Origin of the sequence: Curtobacterium salicis, from assembly GCF_011759505.1 — a bacterium.
Taxonomy (GTDB): Bacteria; Actinomycetota; Actinomycetes; order Actinomycetales; family Microbacteriaceae; genus Curtobacterium; species Curtobacterium salicis.
In genome coordinates this window covers 175,101-190,516 of record NZ_JAAOYO010000005.1, presented here as the reverse complement: position 1 = coordinate 190,516, position 15,416 = coordinate 175,101, and the positions used below count along the sequence as shown (strand labels likewise).

Below are 15,416 nucleotides of genomic sequence, written 5' to 3'. Positions count from 1 at the left end.
CGGCCGCGTGGTCGACCAGGACCGGAGGTCTCTCATGGAAGTCGTCTTCGTCCACGGCGCACTCGTGCGAGACGGGCAGTGGTGGTGGCAGCCGACCGCGACGCTCCTGGAGGAACGGACCGGTGTCCGGAGCCGCTCGGTCGCCCTGCCGTCCTGCGGCGAGACCGGGGAGCGCGGCGGTCTCGAGGCCGACGCCGTGGCCCTCCGTGCGGTCCTCGACGAGGTCGGTGACGCCGTCCTGGTCGGGCACTCTTACGGCGGCACGGTGATCGCCGAGGCCGGGCGGCACGCGGCCGTCCGGCACCTGGTGCTCGTCTCGTCGTACCTGCCGGACGTCGGACAGGCGCAGGCGCAGATCATGGCGGACGAGCCGGACCCGGTCGCGGTGGTCGACGCGGGGGACGGTCTCGTCGCGGTCGACGGGTACGACTCCGCGCGGTTCGGCGCCCGGTTCCTGCAGGACGCCGCCGACGCCGTGCAGCGCGCGGCCTGGGAGCGGGTGACGACGCAGTCGATCGCGGCCCTCGGCACCCCGACGACCGACGCGGGCTGGCGGGGCGTCGACTCCATCTATCTCGTGTGCACGGCGGACCGGAGCACCTCGATCGGCCTGCAGCGGGAGCACGCGGGTCGCGCCTCCCGGTCCGTCGACCTGGCGACCGGACACCACCCGTTCATCACCCGACCCGACCTGGTGGTCGAGGTGCTGGCACCGCTCGTCACCTGACGTACCTCGCGCTCCGGCGCCGCGCGGACCCGTCGGCGTCGGTCGGACTAGTGGTCGGTCGGGCCGATCTCGATCGACGCCGGTCGGGTCTGCTCGGGCAGCAGGTAGCGGGCCACGCTGCCCTCGTCCTGCTCGTCGACGTCGCGCTCGGTGATGATCGCCACCGGGGTCGCGGGGGAGATGAGGAGCATCGCCGGGGTGGCCCGGCCGTCCCCGTAGTTCACCGGCAACCACATGAACGGGTTGTCCCGGAGCCCGGCGTCGATGCGTGCCTGGACGGTCTCGGTGTCCTCGTTCGCGATCGTGTACTGCGTGCCGCCGTAGGTCAGGACCGTGCGCTTCACAGGGTGTCTCCGGAGTCGGTCGGTTCGGGCACGATGCGGAGGCCCGCGGACGAGCCGGCGGTCAGGCCGAGCGCTTCCACCCAGGTGCGGTTCACGGCGGGGATGCGGCTGCCGGAGTAGCGGAACACCAGGGGCATCGAGCGGTCGAGCCAGATCGCGGTGCGGCCGTCGCCGAGCTCGACGTCGTCCTTCCACGAGAACATGAAGGACTCGCCACGGCGGAGCTTCATCCCGATCACGATCTGCAGGTGCGTCAGCAGGCGGTCGTCGAACTCTGCGGTGAACGTGGAGTCGTAGACGAGTTTGCCCATGGTGGTGTGTCCTTCCGAGCCGTTCTGTCCGGCTCCGGCAAAGCCTAAGCGTCCCCCAGGGACCGTCCGACAACCTGGCCGACATGCGCCGCATCCACTACGCGAACAGCCACATCCTGACCGGGGACCGCACCTGCAAGGCCCTGCTCCGGTACTGCCGTGCCCTGGCGGTGGCCGGGAAGTCCGACGTCGTGCAGATCCCGGTCGTCACCGAGGGCGGCGGCACGGTCTACGCGCACCTGCTCATCGGGCCGGCGAGCGAGATCTTCTCGACGCCGGTACCCGACAGCGCCGACGAGCCGGTCGACCAGGAGGTCATCGAGTACCTCGAGGCGGAGACGCTGCGTCTGCAGCCTGCTCGGCCGGCGTGGAACGAGGAGATGACGGACGTGCCGGACATCGGCGAGGACTTCTGACCGCCGGCACCACCCCGAGCGCGACGGCCACCGCCGCCGCGATGAACACCGGCGCCGCCCCGACCACCGGGAGCGCACCGCCCGCCGCGGCCGCTCCGAGCGCCTGGCCGAGGACGAGGACCACGAAGAGCACCGAGGTGCCCGCGGCCGCGCGGTCCCGGTCGAGCTCGGTCGTCCATGTGATCAGGGCGCCGGTCGCCGCCGTGTAGCCCCACCCGAACAGTGCACAGCAGAGCAGTGCGACCGCGGTCAGTGCAGCGCCGTTCACCTGTGGGGCGAGCCCGAGGCCGAGGGTGGCGACGGCGACCGCGGCCGCCGTGCGGGTCCAGGCGGTGCGGGCCGGGAGCCGACCGAGCCACCGTGCGGTCAGGGCGACCGTCGCGCCGCCGACACCGAGGGCGATCCACGCCACGACCGACAGCGTCGTCGGGGCGCCGGCGTCGACGAGCAGCGTGCGGCCGTAGGTCCAGACCGCGGCCGATCCGGCGCCGAGGAGCAGGGCCACGAGCACGGGACGACCGTGGGCGGCGAACCAGGTGCGCGGCGGGAACGCGGCGACGGGGTCGCTGTCGGAGGGTGCTGCTGCCGCGGCCCGGTCGGCGAGCAGGACGGCGGCTCCGGTCACCACCGTGACGACCGCCGCCACCGCCCACGCCGTCCGCCAGCCCGGCAGCAGCACGAGGGCGAGGATGCCCGCGGCGACGAGGCCCGGCCCCGTCCCGGAGTTGACCACCGCCTGCGCCCCGTTCACCCGTCCGGCCGGCAGGTCCCGTTGCACGAGTCGGACGAGTGCGGGGGAGGCCAGTCCCGCTCCCGCCGAGCTGATGACCGCGGCGACACCGAACACGAGCGGTCCGGTGCTCGCGGCCATCCCGCCGACACCGAGACCCGCCGTCAGTGCGGCGAGGAGGAGCGCGGTCCGTGGACGGGCCGGCGCGACCAGGAAGCCGAGGAGTGCGCCGATGACGTACACGATCGACGACCCTGAGGCGATCCAGCCCGCGGGCCCGTCGCCGAGCCCGATCGAGTCCTGGACGTCCGGCAGGAACAGTCCGTACGCCAGGCGGACCAGCCCGTAGGTGGCCGCGATGAAGGCCGTGCCACTGCCGACGAGTGCGGCGGGCGAGGCCAAGAACGAAAACGTACGTTTCACTTTTCAGAGCCTAGGGTGCAGGCATGACGATGCGCCCAGGAACGGAGCGGAAACTCCTCGACGCCGCAGAGGAGCTCTTCTTCACGCGGGGCATCGCCGCGACCCCGATCGACGCCGTCCTCGACCGGGCCGGGGTGTCCGCGGCCACGCTCTACCGCGGGTACGCCAGCAAGGAGGCCCTGGTCGCCGCCGCACTCGAGCGCCGGCACGACGGATGGCTGCGCGTGTGGGACGAAGCCGTCGCACGGGCGTCCGACGACCGCGGCCGGTTGCTGGCGGTGTTCGACGCGCTCGACGCCTTCCGGTCGACGCCGATCGGGTCGCGGTGGTGCGCGTTCCTCGGCACCGCGTCCGAGTACGCGGACGCGCCGGACGAGATCAGCGTGGTGCTGCACCACGAGACGACCACACTGCGGTCTCGGCTCCGTGCCGCCGCGGTGCCCCTCGTCGGGGCCGACGCAGCCGACGGCCTCGCCGACCGCCTGCTCCTCGTGGTCTCCGGGGCGCTGGCGATGCGCCTGCGCGGTGGTGCCGACGTCGGCGACACCGCGACGGCCCGGGCGGTGGCGGCGGCGTTGCTCGCCTGAACGGCTCAGTCGCGGACGAACTGCTCGATCGCGACGTCGCCGGTGTTGACGCGGAAGGTCTTGCCGACCGACGCGTCGTCGTGCAGGGCCGCGGCGACGAGCGCGGCGACGTCCCCGCGGGCGATGCTCGAGGACGGGTCGGCGCTCTCGACGGACCCGGTCGGCTCGTCGTCGGTCAGGGTGCTCGGCGCGACGATCGTCCAGTCGAGGGCCGAGTCGCGGAGGACGGCATCGGCGACGGTCTTCGCCTCGGCGTACGCGAAGAAGTCGTCGTCCTCGGGGACGCCGTGGCCGAGGCCCGCGTCCGACCAGGAGACGAGCACGAAGCGCCGGACCTCGGCCTCGAGGGCGGCGTGCATCGTGCGGATCGCGGCGTCACGGTCGACCGCCCAGGTGCGCTCGGCGGAACCCCCGCCGGCACCGGCGGCCCAGACGACCGCGTCGTGGCCGCGGACCAGGTCGGTGAGCCCGGCGATGTCGAGCTGCTCGATGTCGGCGACGACGGGCTCCGCTCCGGTGGCCCGGACGTCGTCCTGCTGCTCGGCCTTCCGGATGACCGACGAGACGGTGTCGCCGCGGGCCGTCAGGAGCTGCGCGGTGAGGAGGGCGACGCGGCCGTGGCCGCCGAGGATGATGACGTTGCTCATGTCGTGGACGGTACGCGCGGGTCCTGACGACGGGGTGGCCGGTGACCGGCCGGGAGGGTCGACCCGCGCGGCCGGGCACGTCGCTCGGGCAGGATGGCCGGCATGGGCGGTGACGAGGGGGCGGCGCGGACCGAGGTCGCGTCCGCTGCGTGGGGGCCCACCGCTCCGACGCACCGGCGGTACGAGCGGCGGTCCCGTGTCGGGACGGGCGAGGCGGTGTGGGGGCGTGCCTCCCGGTCGGTGCTCCGCTGGGGCGTGAAGACCCGCAGCGGGTTCTCGGTGCCGGACGACGCCGAGGTGCGGCCGGGCCAGCGGCTCGCCGTGCGCTTCCGGGTCGGCCCGGTCGTCGTGCGGGAGCCCGTCGAGGTCGTCGAGGTGGTGCGCACCGACGACCGTGTCGGCTTCGCCTACCGGACGTTGCCCGGCCACCCCGTCGACGGGGAGGAGGCGTTCGTCGTCACCCGCGACGGTGACACCGTCTGGCTGACCCTGCGGTCCCTGACCCGTCCGGCGACGACCCGAGGATGGGCGCTGGTGTTCCCGCTGCTCCGGCTCGCGCAGGTCGTCGTTCGCTGGCGGTACCGGCGCGCGCTGCGCTGACCGACGGCGCACCGCACCGAGCCGGATGCGCGCCCCGTCCGCTCGCGATGCGCGGCCCGTCCCCGTCGCGATTCGCGGATCCGCGAACGCGTTCGTGTCCCGTCCGGGACGTGTCGTAGCGTCGGAGACACCAGGACGAACTCCATCCCGCGTGCCCGACATCCCCCGCGATCTGCGGTGGCCTGGTTGCAGCGGTTGCCCTGGTCGACACGGGACCGTCCGAGGTCCCTGCAGAGGAGGCGAAGCTCATGCCCGCCACCATCACCGCCATCCCGACTCCCCTCGCCGGAGGCCCGGCCGTTCGCCGTCCGACGCGCACCGAGACCTTCTCCGAGGTCCGCGAAGCCACCCACCGCCGCATCCTGACCGCCAGCGCGCTGGTCGTCGGCCTGGCAGCCGTCACCGCGTTCACGCTCGCCGTCATCGCTGTCGTGGTCGCCTCGTGATCGCCACCGCCGCAGCGCCCTACGACACCGTCGCGCTGACCGAACCCATCGACATGACCGCGCTGATGCGCGAACAGGAGGCCCCCCGTGCGTGACTCGACCTTGATGCAGGAACTCCGCTCCGACCCCCTGGAGTGGCACCGTCGAGGCATGTCCTCGCCCGTCGAGATCGACCGCATCGTGATCAGCCGGCTCGGCATCGGCGTCAGCGCCGACCCGACCTACGCCGACTTCTTCCAGGCCGCTGCGTGATCGCCCTCGAGCAGGGCACCGTCCGCGTGACGGCCGACGCGACCGGGCTGAGTGCCGACCACCGCGTCGTCTGGGCCCGGCTCGCCCGGCTCGAGGCACTGTGCGCCGAGCGCATCGCCCGAGCCGTCACCCTCCGCACCACGACGACGACCATCTGACGTGGGCGTCGACGTCGAGCAGGAACCGTACCGCTGGGACCGTGCTCGCGTCGTCGACGCCGCCGACCGGGTCTTCACCGCCGAGGGGGCCGTCGGACTCGACCACGCCACCGTCGCGACGCTCGCCGGAGCGGACCCGGACGCGGTCCGCCAGCACTTCCCGGAGCGGATCGACGTCGTGGTCGCCGTGCTGGAACACCGGCACGAGCAGTGGAACGAGGGGCTCGCTGAGGCCGCCGTCGGTGCCGCCGACGCCCGGGACGAGATCCTCACCGTCTTCGCGCACCTCGAATCGTGCTTCCAGGACGAGTCCTGGACCGGATGCGCCTTCATCAACGGCTACGGCGAGCTCGGACGATCCGAGTCACGGGTCGCCGCCCTCGCACACGACCACCTGCGCGGCATCGAGGCGCATCTGCACGCCCTCGCCGGTCGTGCCGGTCTGCCCGCGCACGTCGCGGACGCGCTCTCCCTGCTGGTCGAGGGTGCCAAGGTCGAGTCGGCGATCCACCGCACCACGCGTCCGGCGCGTTCCGCCCGGCTCGCCGCCGCGACGCTGATGACGGCCTACGCGCCGACCGCGCACACCGACTTCATCTGACCGGACGCTCGAGCGTGGCCGTCGGCGTCTCGCCGAACTCCGTCGCGTACTGCTGGGCGAAGCGTCCGAGGTGCGCGAACCCCCACGCCGCGGCGACCTCGCGGACGATGACGGTGGTCGGCTCGGAGACGAGCAGCTCCTGCCGCACCCGGTCCAGGCGCACCTGCCGGATGTAGGCGTTCGGCGTCGTCTGCAGATCGCGCTGGAAGGCCTCCTGCAGCGCCCGCAGGCTGACGTCGAGGTGCCGGGCCAGGGAGCTCGTGGTGATCGGCATCCGGGCGTGGTCGTTGACGTACTCGACGGCCGCTCGGACGTGGACCGACAGCGCCGTCCCCTCGGGGTCCCGGCGCACCGGTCGCTGCTGTGGGTACATCTCGAGCAGCGACGCCGCCGCCAGTCGCGCCATCTCGGCGTGCAGCAGGCGGCCGGGTGTGCCGTCACGGAGGGTGTGCGAGATGAGCGACACCGTGTTGTGCCAGGTGCGGACGGACTGCTCGGACGGCGCGGTCGTGTGGTCGAAGCGCAGGCCCGCGGTCAGGTCCGCACCCTGTTCGGCGGCGACGCGTTCGACGACCTCGCGGGACAGGTGGACGAGCCGCTGCTCGTAGTCGTCCATCGAGAACGAGAACGTGCGGTCGGGCAGCAGGGGCACCGGGACGCCGGGTTCCATCTCGAGGACGCTGCCACCGGTGTCCAGGCGCGAGGACCCGGACTGCAGCCACTGGACGATGACGGCGTCGGACGGCGGCAGGTCCCCGTGGAGGTGCCCGGCGAACTGCGCCGTGTGCAGTGACATCGTGCTGTCGCCCATGGCCGCGTACCGGAACGAGAACGGCGTCGACGCCGGCCCGACGTGCAGGTCGGCGCCGTAGAGGTCCGCGATGAAGGTCGCGGCTTCCCCGAGGTCCGTCCCCGTCACGTCGAGGCGCACCGGCATCGCGTCGTCGATCGGCATCAGGCGAAGCATCCCACGGCCGCCGTCCCCGGTGGCAGCCCGGTGTCCGGGAACCGCCACGGGGGACCGGCCGACCGCGTCCAGCGGAGCATCTCAGCCTTGCTCGGATCAGCCGCGGATCGCCTCGCCCAGCTTCACCCGGCCACCCGTCCGGAGCAGCGCGTTCTCGTACACGCGGGCGCCGAGCAGCACCACGACCAGTGCGGACACCGCGACGACGACCAGCGAGAGCACGGGCTCCCACCACTCCGCCGTGCCCAGGAAGATCCGGACCGGCATGCCGATCGGGGCGCTGAACGGCACGTACGACATGATCCCGAGGATCGTCGGGTCGTCCGCGGCGAACACGATGAGGAAGTACGGGATCATCAGCAGCATCATCACCGGGGTGGTCACGCTGCCGACGTCCTCCTGACGGGACACCAGAGCCGCCGAGGCCGCGAACAGCGCCGCGATGAGGACGAACCCGACCGCGAAGAACCCGACGAACCACAGCGCGCTCGGGCCGAGGAGCGTGAAGAGGTTGTCCTGCCCCGTCACCGCCAGGGCGATCGCGGCCGCGATGGCGATGGCGACGATCTGCCCGAGCGCCATCGCGCTGTTGCCGATCACCTTGCCGGCGAGCAGCGCCCGGGCCGGGATCGCCGCCATCAGGATCTCCACGACCCGGGTGGACTTCTCCTCCACCACGCTCTGCGCGATCGACTGCCCGAACGTCACCGCAGAGGCGAAGAACACCACGCCGAAGGCGATCCCCACCAGGGACACCAGACCCGCGGGCAGCGCACCGGGGTCGAGCAGGTCCACCTCGGGCGAGACGCTGAGCGCCTGCACCATGTCGGTCGGCGCACTGTCGAGACCGACGACCCGGAAGCCGAGGTGCCCGCCGTCGGGGACGATCGCAGCGTCCACGTCGCCGTCACGCACGAGCTGCTCGGCGGCCGCCCGATCGGAGGCCCGCGTCACGTCGAGTCCGTCGGCGCTCAGCAGGCTCACACCGCTCACCACGGCGACCGGGGTCGTCGCGTTCGCCGTCGACTTCCCGACGATGCCCGCCACGACGATGCCGGCCACGACCATCACGAGCAGGATCACCGCGGAGACGACGAAGGCCTTGCTCCGCAGTCGGGCCTGGATCTCCCGCACGGTGACGAGCCGCACGGCGTCGACGGTGCTGCGCTGGACGATGCTCATCGTGCGACCTCCGCGAAGACCTCACTGAGGCGGGGGACCCGGGGACCGAAGGACGCCACCGGCCCGCGTGCGACCGCACGCTGTAGCACGCCCTGGGCGACGGACTCGTCGGCCTCGAACAGGGCGTAGCCGCCGTCGAAGGCCCGGATCGTGACGCCCGGTTCGTCGCGGAGCCAGGCGACGTCGTCCGCCACCAGGATCTCCCACGCTGCCGGGCCCGCGTTCCGTCGCAGTTCGTCCTGGGGGCCGGACGCACGGATCCGACCGCCGGCGATCACGACGACGTCGTCGCAGAGGCGCTCGACCACGTCGAGCTGGTGGCTGGAGAACAGCACCGGCACCCCGTCCGCCGCGGTCTCGCGGAGGACGCCCAGGACCGTGTCGACGGCCATCGGGTCCAGCCCGGAGAACGGTTCGTCGAGCACCAGGACCTCCGGCCGGTGGGCCAGCGCCGCGGCGACCTGCACCCGCTGCTGGTTGCCGAGGGAGAGCTTCTCCACCGGGTCCCCGGCGTGCGCTCCGAGTTCGAGGCGCTCGAGCAGCTCGGTGGTCCGCGCCGTCGCCGTCCGACGGTCGACACCGTGCAGCCGCGCCAGGTAGGTGACCTGCTCCGCGACCGGCATCTTCGGGTACAGGCCGCGTTCCTCGGGCATGTAGCCGAACCGACGACGGTCGGCGGGGCCGATCGGCACGCCGTCGATCGCGACGGTGCCGCGGTCGGCGTCGAGCACGCCGAGCATGATGCGCATGGTCGTGGTCTTGCCGGCGCCGTTGCCGCCGACGAACCCGGTCAACCGACCGCGGCCGACCGTGAAGCCGACGTCGTCGAGCACGCGGCGCTCGCCGAAGTGCTTGGTCACTCCCTCGATGCTGAGCATGGCGGGTCCCTTCCGCAGCGACGATCGCTGCGCCTCCGACGCTACGAGGGAGGTGGGGTCGCCGCCTCCGGCGCGAGACGGGGATCGCGCCGGCGTCGTGTCCGCCGCGCGGGGGAGAGCAGGCCCCTCCGCGAAACGCAACGTGGGCGGTGCCGCGCCACGGAACACCGTTGCGCGGTGCCACCCACGTTGCGTTTTGCGGGGGTCAGTCGCCGGAGCGGACCACACCGTTCTCGTACGCCCAGACGACGGCCTGGATCCGGTCGCGCACGCCGAGCTTCTGCAGGACGTTCGACACGTGGGTCTTCACGGTGGCATCGCCGACGAAGAGCAACCGGGCGATCTCGGCGTTGCTGAGGCCCCGCCCGAGCAGCCGCAGCACCTCGGTCTCACGCTCGGTCAGGCCGGCGACCGGCGCGGTACCGGGGTCGACCACGCGCTCGGTCGTCGGGACCACGGGCACAATCGCCGTCGTCGCGCGGCTGATCACCCGTCGCGTCACGTCGGGGGACAGCAGGGCGTCCCCGGCGGCGACGGTGCGCACGGCCTCGATGAGCTTCTCCGGCGAGGCGTTCTTCAGCAGGAACCCGCTGGCACCGGCGGCGAGCGCGTCGAACAGGTACTCGTCCGTGTCGAACGTGGTCAGGACGAGCACCGCCGGTGGGTCGTCCGTCGCGGTGATGCGGCGGGCGGCCTCGAGCCCGTCGACGCCGGGCATCTGCACGTCGAGGCACACGACGTCCGGCCGGTGGGCGGCGACGGCTGCCACCGCCGCGGCTCCGTCGCGGGCTTCGGCCACGACCTGCACGCCGGGTTCGGACTCCAGGATCACCCGGAAGCCCGCCCGGACCAGGTCCTGGTCGTCGGCCAGGACGACCCGGATCACGCCGTCGGCAGCCATGCCCGCACCAGGTAGCCGCCACGAGCGCGCGGGCCGATCTCGATCCGTCCGCCGACCGCGGCGACGCGTTCCCGCATGCCGACGTGGCCGAGCCCGCTGCCCGCGGTCGACCGGGAGGCCCGTGCTCCGGCCCCGGTGTCGGTCACCTCGAGCTCGAGGGCGTCCGGCAGGTACCGCAGTCGCAGGTCGGCGCGGGCGTCGGGTCCGGCGTGCTTGAGGACGTTCGTCACGGCCTCCTGCGCGATCCGGTAGGCCACCGCGGCGACGGTCGGCGGCACGGGCCGTTCGTCGCCGACGACGCTGAAGCCGGTGTCGTGCCCGGCGGTGGTCGCGGCCGTCGCCAACTCCGGCAGCCGTGCGAGGCCCTCGGTGCTCGGGGCGTCAGCCGGCAGCGTGTGGCCGTCGGAGTCGGTCTGGCGGAGGGTGCCGAGCATCCGGCGCAGCTCCTCCACCGCGGTCCGTGCGCTGTCCTCGACGACACCGAGGGACGCGGCGGCCTGCTCCGGGTCGCGGTCGATCACCCGTCGGGCAGCTCCGGCCTGCACCCCCATCAGCGACACGTGGTGCGCGACGACGTCGTGGAGTTCCCGGGCGATCCGGACGCGTTCGAGGGCGACGGCCTGCGCCGCGGACCGCTCCCGCTCGGTGGCGAGTTCGACCGTCCGTTCGTCGAGGTCGTGCTTCGCCACCGCCGCGGTCCACGCGCGGTTGCCGGAGTACCAGGCCGCGCCGAAGTACACGAGGTTGATGATGATCGACAGCAACGAGTTCGCCACGTACGGCGGGATGACCGAGTCGCCGTCGTCCGGGAGGGCACTGGGCACCGACCACCGGAACACGATCGCCAGGAACACCCACGCGAACATGCCGAGGATGAGGACCCAGCGCACCGCTTCGGCCCGGACCCGGTCGGAGCACCAGGCGCCGACCGTGTACAGGGCGATGAAGAGGGTGAAGTTGACGAACAGCCCCTCTGGCACGTGTAGGAGCTGGGTCGCGGCGAAGGCCACAGCGGCGACGACGGCGACCGACATCGGGAACCGGCGGCGGAACGCGAGCGGCCCGGCGTTCGCGACGACCATGACCGCCGACACCCACCACGGTGCCGGGTCGTCGTACAGGCCCATCGAGTCGTAGAGCACCATGGACACCGCCAGCGCGCCGGCCAGGACGAGCGCCAGGACCGCGTCCTGGTGGCGTTCGCGCCGTCCCACGGGCAGCCGCGACCACTCCTCGCCCCGCGCCGGGTCGTGCCCGGCGGTCACCCCCGTGCCCGTCATGGGGACCACGGTATCGGCTCACATCGGTCCGGCCGCCGGAGCGGTCCGTGCCTGTGGACGGCGAACCGGGGCCGGCCACCTGTGGAGGGTGACGGACGGGAGGCCGTGGTGCGGGCCTCCCGTCCGTCACCGGAGGCGGGTCAGCGGTAGGCGCGCTCGTACGGGGCCGGCTTGTACGGCAGGTCCACCCGCAACGCCTGCGCGGCACGGATCGGGAAGTTCGGGTCACGGAGCGCGCCCCGACCGACCAGGACCACGTCGGCCTGCCCGAGGGCGACGATCTGCTCGGCCTGGAACGGGTCGTCGATCATCCCGACGGCCGCGACCGGCACACCCGTGGCCTGCCGGATCGCGGTCGCGAACGGCAGCTGGTAGCCGGGCCCCACCGGGATCGGGGCGTTCTGGACGTTGCCGCCGGTCGACACCGACACCAGGTCCACGCCGTGCTCGCCGAGCCAGGCGGACAGCTGCTCGGACTCGGCGATGTCCCAGCCGCCCTCGACCCAGTCGGTCGCGGACAGCCGGACCACCAGCGGGACGTCCTCGCCGACCTCGGCCCGGACCGCGTCGACCGTCTCGAGCAGGGCGCGGGCGCGGTTCTCGAGCGAGCCGCCGTACTGGTCCGTGCGCTCGTTCGACAGCGGCGAGAGGAACTCGTGCAGCAGGTACCCGTGGGCCCCGTGCAGTTCGAGCAGGTCGAAGCCGGCGTCGACCGCGCGTCGTGCCGCGGCAGCGAAGGCCCGGACCACGTCGGCGATGCCCTCGACGGTCAGCTCGGTCGGCACGTGCAGACCGGGGAACGCGACCGGCGACGGCCCGACCGGCTGCCATCCGCCCTGCTCCGGTGCGACGTTGCCGCCACCCGCGGTGGGACCCCACTCGCGGCTGGTGGAGGCCTTGCGTCCGGCGTGGGCGAGCTGGATGCCGGCGACGGCACCCTGGCTGTGGATGAAGTCGGTGATCGGGCGGAACGCGTCCCGCTGCTCGTCGTTCCAGAGGCCGAGGTCCTGCGGGCTGATGCGGCCCTCCGGGACGACGCCGGTGGCCTCGACGACGACGGCACCGGCACCGCCACGGGCCAGGCCGCCGAGGTGCACGAGGTGCCACGGGGTGGGGACGCCGTCCTGCGCCTCGACCATGTACTGGCACATCGGCGGGATCCACACGCGGTTCCGGATCTCGAGTCCGCGGAGGGTGATGGGGTCGAAGAGTGCGTGGGTCACGCGGGTCCTTCCCGGTCGTTCGGTTCGTGGGCCTGTCCACAGTACGACTGTTCTCGTACTCTCCGTCCAGACCCGGCCGGCCCGCTCCGGCCCGGGCAGGACCGGACCGCGGCGCCTCCACGGGGCGACGCGGTCCTGTGCGCGAGGTCGGCGGAACGGCACTACGCTCGGACGCGGCCCGCGACGCGATGCTGCGCCAGGTCTGCGGGCCGTCCAGCTCTGGCGTCCAGGAGGACCGAAGTGACCGATTCCGCACCCGTCGACCCCACATCGACCGCAGGATGGAAGCAGCTCGACGGCATCGCCGCCGGCTTCTCCCCGGACCTCCGAGGGTGGTTCGACGCCGACCCCGGTCGTGCCGAGAAGTACACCTTCCAGGCCGCGGACCTGACGGTCGACCTGTCGAAGGGCCTGGTGACCGAAGAGGTCCTGCAGGCACTGCTGCAGGTCGCGAAGGACACCGGCGTCGCCGAGCGCTACCAGGCGATGATCTCCGGTGAGCGCATCAACGTGACCGAGGACCGCGCCGTGCTGCACACCGCGCTCCGCCGACCGAAGGCGACCGAGGGCCTGGTGCCCGCCGCACCCCTGACCGTCGACGGCCAGGACGTCGACGCCGACGTGCACGCCACGCTCGACAAGGTCTACGGCTTCGCCGAGCAGGTCCGCTCCGGCGCCTGGACCGGTGTCACCGGCAAGCGCATCGAGACCGTCGTCAACATCGGCATCGGCGGGTCGGACCTCGGCCCGGTCATGGTCTACGAAGCCCTCAAGCCGTACGTGCAGCAGGGGCTCGAGGTGCGGTTCGTCTCGAACATCGACCCGGCTGACATCCACGAGAAGACGGCCGGCCTCGACCCCGAGACCACGCTGTTCATCGTCGCGTCGAAGACCTTCGGCACCCTCGAGACCCTGACGAACGCACGCCTCGCGCGCCAGTGGCTCTGGGCGGGCCTCGGCCTCGCCGACGCCGGCGACGACGAGAAGAAGGACGCCGTCGCGAAGCACTTCGTCGCCGTCTCCACCGCGCTCGACAAGGTCGCCGCGTTCGGCATCGACCCGGAGAACGCCTTCGGCTTCTGGGACTGGGTGGGCGGCCGCTACTCGGTCGACTCGGCCATCGGCACCAGCGTCGTCATCGCGATCGGCCAGGAGAACTGGGAGCAGTTCCTCGCCGGGTTCCACGCCATCGACGAGCACATGCGCACCGCCCCGCTCGAGCAGAACGTCCCGGTCCTGATGGGCCTGCTCAACGTCTGGTACACGAACTTCCTCGGGGCCCAGAGCCACGCGGTCCTGCCGTACACGCAGTACCTGCACCGCTTCCCGGCCTACCTGCAGCAGCTCACGATGGAGTCGAACGGCAAGCGCGTCCGCTGGGACGGCTCGGACGTCGTCACCGACACCGGCGAGGTCTTCTGGGGCGAGCCCGGCACGAACGGCCAGCACGCGTTCTACCAGCTCATCCACCAGGGCACCCGGTTGATCCCGGCCGACTTCATCACGGTCGCGAAGCCCGCGCACGCCCTCGCCGACGAGACCGGCGACGGCAAGGCCGTGCAGCCCGGCCAGGACGTCCACTCCCTGTTCCTGGCGAACTTCTTCGCGCAGTCGAAGGCGCTCGCCTTCGGCAAGACGGCGGACGAGGTCCGTGCTGAGGGCACCACCGACGAGATGATCGTCGCGGCCCGCACCTTCACCGGCAACAAGCCGTCGACGTCGATCCTGGCGCCGGAGCTCACCCCGAGCGTCCTCGGCCAGCTGATCGCCCTCTACGAGCACATCGTGTTCACCGAGGGCACGATCTGGGGCATCGACTCGTTCGACCAGTGGGGTGTCGAGCTCGGCAAGCAGCTCGCGCTGCAGGTCGCTCCGGCGGTCGACGGTGACCAGGACGCCCTCGACGCGCAGGACTCCTCGACGAAGGCGCTCATCGCCAAGTACCTCGAGCTGCGCGGCTGATCTCCAGCACCCGACACGAGAGGCCCGTCGCTCCGGCGACGGGCCTCTCGTGCATGCAGCGGGCCGCGGTCAGTGCCGCCGGACCAGGACCACCGAGTCCTCGAGCGTCGCTGGCTCGCCGTCCGGTCCGGTGACGTGGCGGGTGCGGAGCTCGGCGACCTCGACGCTCCACCCGTCGTCGAGGGCGAGCTGCTCGACCTGCTCGGCCGGCCCGACCAGGGGTTCGGCGTGCGCGTGCTCGCCGTGCGACGCCCAGGACGGCGACCCGGCGTGGCCGACGACCGCCAGGTGCCCGCCGGGTGCCACGAACGTCGTCGCCCGGCGGAGCACCGCGCTCCGCGGGAACGACACCGACGAGTGCAGGAACGACGCCGCCACGAGGTCGAAGCGTTCGTCGGTGTCCCACGTCGCCAGGTCCGCCTGCACCCAGCTCACCCGGTCGCCGAGCCCGACGCGCTCGGCCTGGGCCCGGCCGCGGGCCAGGGCGTTCGCGGCGATGTCCACCGCGGTGACCTGCCACCCCTGTCCCGCCAACCAGAGCGCGTCCCCGCCCTCACCGCTGCCGAGGTCGAGCGCGCGCACCGGATGATCGGAGCGGACGGGGGAGAGCCGCCTGACCGTGTCGACGAGCGAGGCGTTCGGCGCCCCCGACCAGATGGGGGCGTCCCCGTAGCGATCGGTCCAGTAGGCCTCGGCATCCGTGCCGGGAGTGGGTTCTGCGGTCATCCGCGCAGCATCGCACCGGTGCTCGGGGACGGCCAGTACGATTGCCGGATCGGCA

General features: G+C 72.6%; 20 protein-coding genes. 9 read left to right on the top strand and 11 right to left on the bottom strand.

What is annotated here, in order from left to right; all coding sequences use genetic code 11:
• Positions 1–34 precede the first annotated feature (34 nt).
• Entirely contained in the window at positions 35–727 is a 693-nt protein-coding gene (locus E9228_RS15835; RefSeq protein ID WP_166781501.1) for an alpha/beta hydrolase, read from the top strand.
• Between the two features lie 47 nt (positions 728–774).
• Here the strand turns inward: E9228_RS15835 and E9228_RS15830 are convergent, their stop codons facing one another.
• Entirely contained in the window at positions 775–1,071 is a 297-nt protein-coding gene (locus E9228_RS15830; protein WP_166781500.1) for a hypothetical protein, read from the bottom strand.
• Positions 1,068–1,382, bottom strand: a complete 315-nt coding sequence (locus E9228_RS15825) for a DUF7882 family protein (protein WP_166781499.1) — start codon at positions 1,380–1,382, stop codon at positions 1,068–1,070. The genes E9228_RS15830 and E9228_RS15825 overlap by 4 nt, the downstream gene beginning before the upstream one ends.
• Before the next feature lie 83 nt (positions 1,383–1,465).
• Here E9228_RS15825 and E9228_RS15820 point away from each other — a divergent pair, with 83 nt between their 5' ends.
• Positions 1,466–1,798 carry a hypothetical protein gene (locus E9228_RS15820; protein WP_166781498.1) on the top strand — a complete coding sequence of 111 codons (333 nt, stop codon included), beginning with the start codon at positions 1,466–1,468 and terminating at the stop codon, positions 1,796–1,798.
• Here the strand turns inward: E9228_RS15820 and E9228_RS15815 are convergent.
• Positions 1,698–2,951, bottom strand: a complete 1,254-nt coding sequence (locus E9228_RS15815) for an MFS transporter (RefSeq protein ID WP_166781497.1) — start codon at positions 2,949–2,951, stop codon at positions 1,698–1,700. The two genes, E9228_RS15820 and E9228_RS15815, sit on opposite strands and share 101 nt — an antisense overlap.
• 23 nt (positions 2,952–2,974) lie before the next feature.
• Between E9228_RS15815 and E9228_RS15810 the strand changes: the two genes are divergently transcribed.
• Positions 2,975–3,538 (top strand): TetR/AcrR family transcriptional regulator, encoded by a 564-nt coding sequence (locus E9228_RS15810; protein ID WP_166781496.1) that lies wholly within the window; start codon positions 2,975–2,977, stop codon positions 3,536–3,538.
• 5 nt (positions 3,539–3,543) lie between these two features.
• Here the strand turns inward: E9228_RS15810 and E9228_RS15805 are convergent, their stop codons facing one another.
• Positions 3,544–4,185 carry an NAD(P)H-binding protein gene (locus E9228_RS15805; RefSeq protein WP_166781495.1) on the bottom strand — a complete coding sequence of 214 codons (642 nt, stop codon included), beginning with the start codon at positions 4,183–4,185 and terminating at the stop codon, positions 3,544–3,546.
• Positions 4,186–4,287: 102 nt separating this feature from the next.
• Here E9228_RS15805 and E9228_RS15800 point away from each other — a divergent pair, with 102 nt between their 5' ends.
• The 5 genes from E9228_RS15800 to E9228_RS15780 all read left to right on the top strand — a co-directional run bounded on the left by E9228_RS15800 (position 4,288) and on the right by E9228_RS15780 (position 6,242).
• Positions 4,288–4,785 (top strand): DUF1990 family protein, encoded by a 498-nt coding sequence (locus E9228_RS15800; RefSeq protein ID WP_166781494.1) that lies wholly within the window; start codon positions 4,288–4,290, stop codon positions 4,783–4,785.
• A 248-nt stretch (positions 4,786–5,033) separates the two neighbouring features.
• Entirely contained in the window at positions 5,034–5,231 is a 198-nt protein-coding gene (locus tag E9228_RS15795) for a hypothetical protein (protein ID WP_166781493.1), read from the top strand.
• Between the two features lie 87 nt (positions 5,232–5,318).
• Entirely contained in the window at positions 5,319–5,483 is a 165-nt protein-coding gene (locus E9228_RS15790) for a hypothetical protein (RefSeq protein WP_166781492.1), read from the top strand.
• Entirely contained in the window at positions 5,480–5,641 is a 162-nt protein-coding gene (locus E9228_RS15785) for a hypothetical protein (RefSeq protein WP_166781491.1), read from the top strand. The genes E9228_RS15790 and E9228_RS15785 overlap by 4 nt, the downstream gene beginning before the upstream one ends.
• Position 5,642: 1 nt before the next feature.
• A complete protein-coding gene (locus E9228_RS15780; RefSeq protein ID WP_166781490.1) occupies positions 5,643–6,242 on the top strand; it encodes a TetR/AcrR family transcriptional regulator in 600 nt (199 codons plus the stop codon).
• Here E9228_RS15780 and E9228_RS15775 read toward each other — a convergent pair.
• From E9228_RS15775 to E9228_RS15750, 6 genes are all read right to left on the bottom strand, one after another.
• On the bottom strand, positions 6,235–7,197 hold the full coding sequence (locus tag E9228_RS15775) for a helix-turn-helix domain-containing protein (RefSeq protein WP_166781489.1): 963 nt from the start codon (positions 7,195–7,197) through the stop codon (positions 6,235–6,237). The genes E9228_RS15780 and E9228_RS15775 overlap by 8 nt on opposite strands.
• 108 nt (positions 7,198–7,305) lie before the next feature.
• Entirely contained in the window at positions 7,306–8,391 is a 1,086-nt protein-coding gene (locus E9228_RS15770) for an ABC transporter permease (protein WP_166781488.1), read from the bottom strand.
• Positions 8,388–9,269 (bottom strand): ABC transporter ATP-binding protein, encoded by an 882-nt coding sequence (locus E9228_RS15765; protein WP_166781487.1) that lies wholly within the window; start codon positions 9,267–9,269, stop codon positions 8,388–8,390. Before E9228_RS15765 ends, E9228_RS15770 begins: the two co-directional genes overlap by 4 nt.
• 205 nt (positions 9,270–9,474) lie before the next feature.
• Entirely contained in the window at positions 9,475–10,170 is a 696-nt protein-coding gene (locus E9228_RS15760; RefSeq protein WP_166781486.1) for a response regulator, read from the bottom strand.
• Positions 10,152–11,450 (bottom strand): sensor histidine kinase, encoded by a 1,299-nt coding sequence (locus tag E9228_RS15755; RefSeq protein ID WP_166781485.1) that lies wholly within the window; start codon positions 11,448–11,450, stop codon positions 10,152–10,154. The genes E9228_RS15760 and E9228_RS15755 overlap by 19 nt, the downstream gene beginning before the upstream one ends.
• A 140-nt stretch (positions 11,451–11,590) precedes the next feature.
• Positions 11,591–12,673 (bottom strand): oxidoreductase, encoded by a 1,083-nt coding sequence (locus tag E9228_RS15750; protein ID WP_166781484.1) that lies wholly within the window; start codon positions 12,671–12,673, stop codon positions 11,591–11,593.
• Between the two features lie 240 nt (positions 12,674–12,913).
• Here E9228_RS15750 and pgi point away from each other — a divergent pair, with 240 nt between their 5' ends.
• Entirely contained in the window at positions 12,914–14,635 is a 1,722-nt protein-coding gene (gene pgi / locus E9228_RS15745; protein ID WP_166781483.1) for a glucose-6-phosphate isomerase, read from the top strand.
• A 69-nt stretch (positions 14,636–14,704) separates the two neighbouring features.
• Here the strand turns inward: pgi and E9228_RS15740 are convergent, their stop codons facing one another.
• A complete protein-coding gene (locus tag E9228_RS15740) occupies positions 14,705–15,361 on the bottom strand; it encodes an SAM-dependent methyltransferase (protein ID WP_166781482.1) in 657 nt (218 codons plus the stop codon).
• Positions 15,362–15,416: the final 55 nt, after the last annotated feature.

Coding starts and splice junctions, on each gene's coding strand:
- E9228_RS15810 (WP_166781496.1), top strand. CDS start 2,975: ATGACGATGCGCCCAGGAACGGAGCGGAAACTCCTCGACGCCGCAGAG.
- E9228_RS15805 (WP_166781495.1), bottom strand. CDS start 4,185: ATGAGCAACGTCATCATCCTCGGCGGCCACGGCCGCGTCGCCCTCCTC.
- E9228_RS15775 (WP_166781489.1), bottom strand. CDS start 7,197: ATGCCGATCGACGACGCGATGCCGGTGCGCCTCGACGTGACGGGGACG.
- E9228_RS15765 (WP_166781487.1), bottom strand. CDS start 9,269: ATGCTCAGCATCGAGGGAGTGACCAAGCACTTCGGCGAGCGCCGCGTG.
- E9228_RS15770 (WP_166781488.1), bottom strand. CDS start 8,391: ATGAGCATCGTCCAGCGCAGCACCGTCGACGCCGTGCGGCTCGTCACC.
- E9228_RS15795 (WP_166781493.1), top strand. CDS start 5,034: ATGCCCGCCACCATCACCGCCATCCCGACTCCCCTCGCCGGAGGCCCG.
- E9228_RS15820 (WP_166781498.1), top strand. CDS start 1,466: ATGCGCCGCATCCACTACGCGAACAGCCACATCCTGACCGGGGACCGC.
- E9228_RS15740 (WP_166781482.1), bottom strand. CDS start 15,361: ATGACCGCAGAACCCACTCCCGGCACGGATGCCGAGGCCTACTGGACC.
- E9228_RS15755 (WP_166781485.1), bottom strand. CDS start 11,450: ATGACGGGCACGGGGGTGACCGCCGGGCACGACCCGGCGCGGGGCGAG.
- E9228_RS15800 (WP_166781494.1), top strand. CDS start 4,288: ATGGGCGGTGACGAGGGGGCGGCGCGGACCGAGGTCGCGTCCGCTGCG.
- E9228_RS15760 (WP_166781486.1), bottom strand. CDS start 10,170: ATGGCTGCCGACGGCGTGATCCGGGTCGTCCTGGCCGACGACCAGGAC.
- E9228_RS15825 (WP_166781499.1), bottom strand. CDS start 1,382: ATGGGCAAACTCGTCTACGACTCCACGTTCACCGCAGAGTTCGACGAC.
- E9228_RS15835 (WP_166781501.1), top strand. CDS start 35: ATGGAAGTCGTCTTCGTCCACGGCGCACTCGTGCGAGACGGGCAGTGG.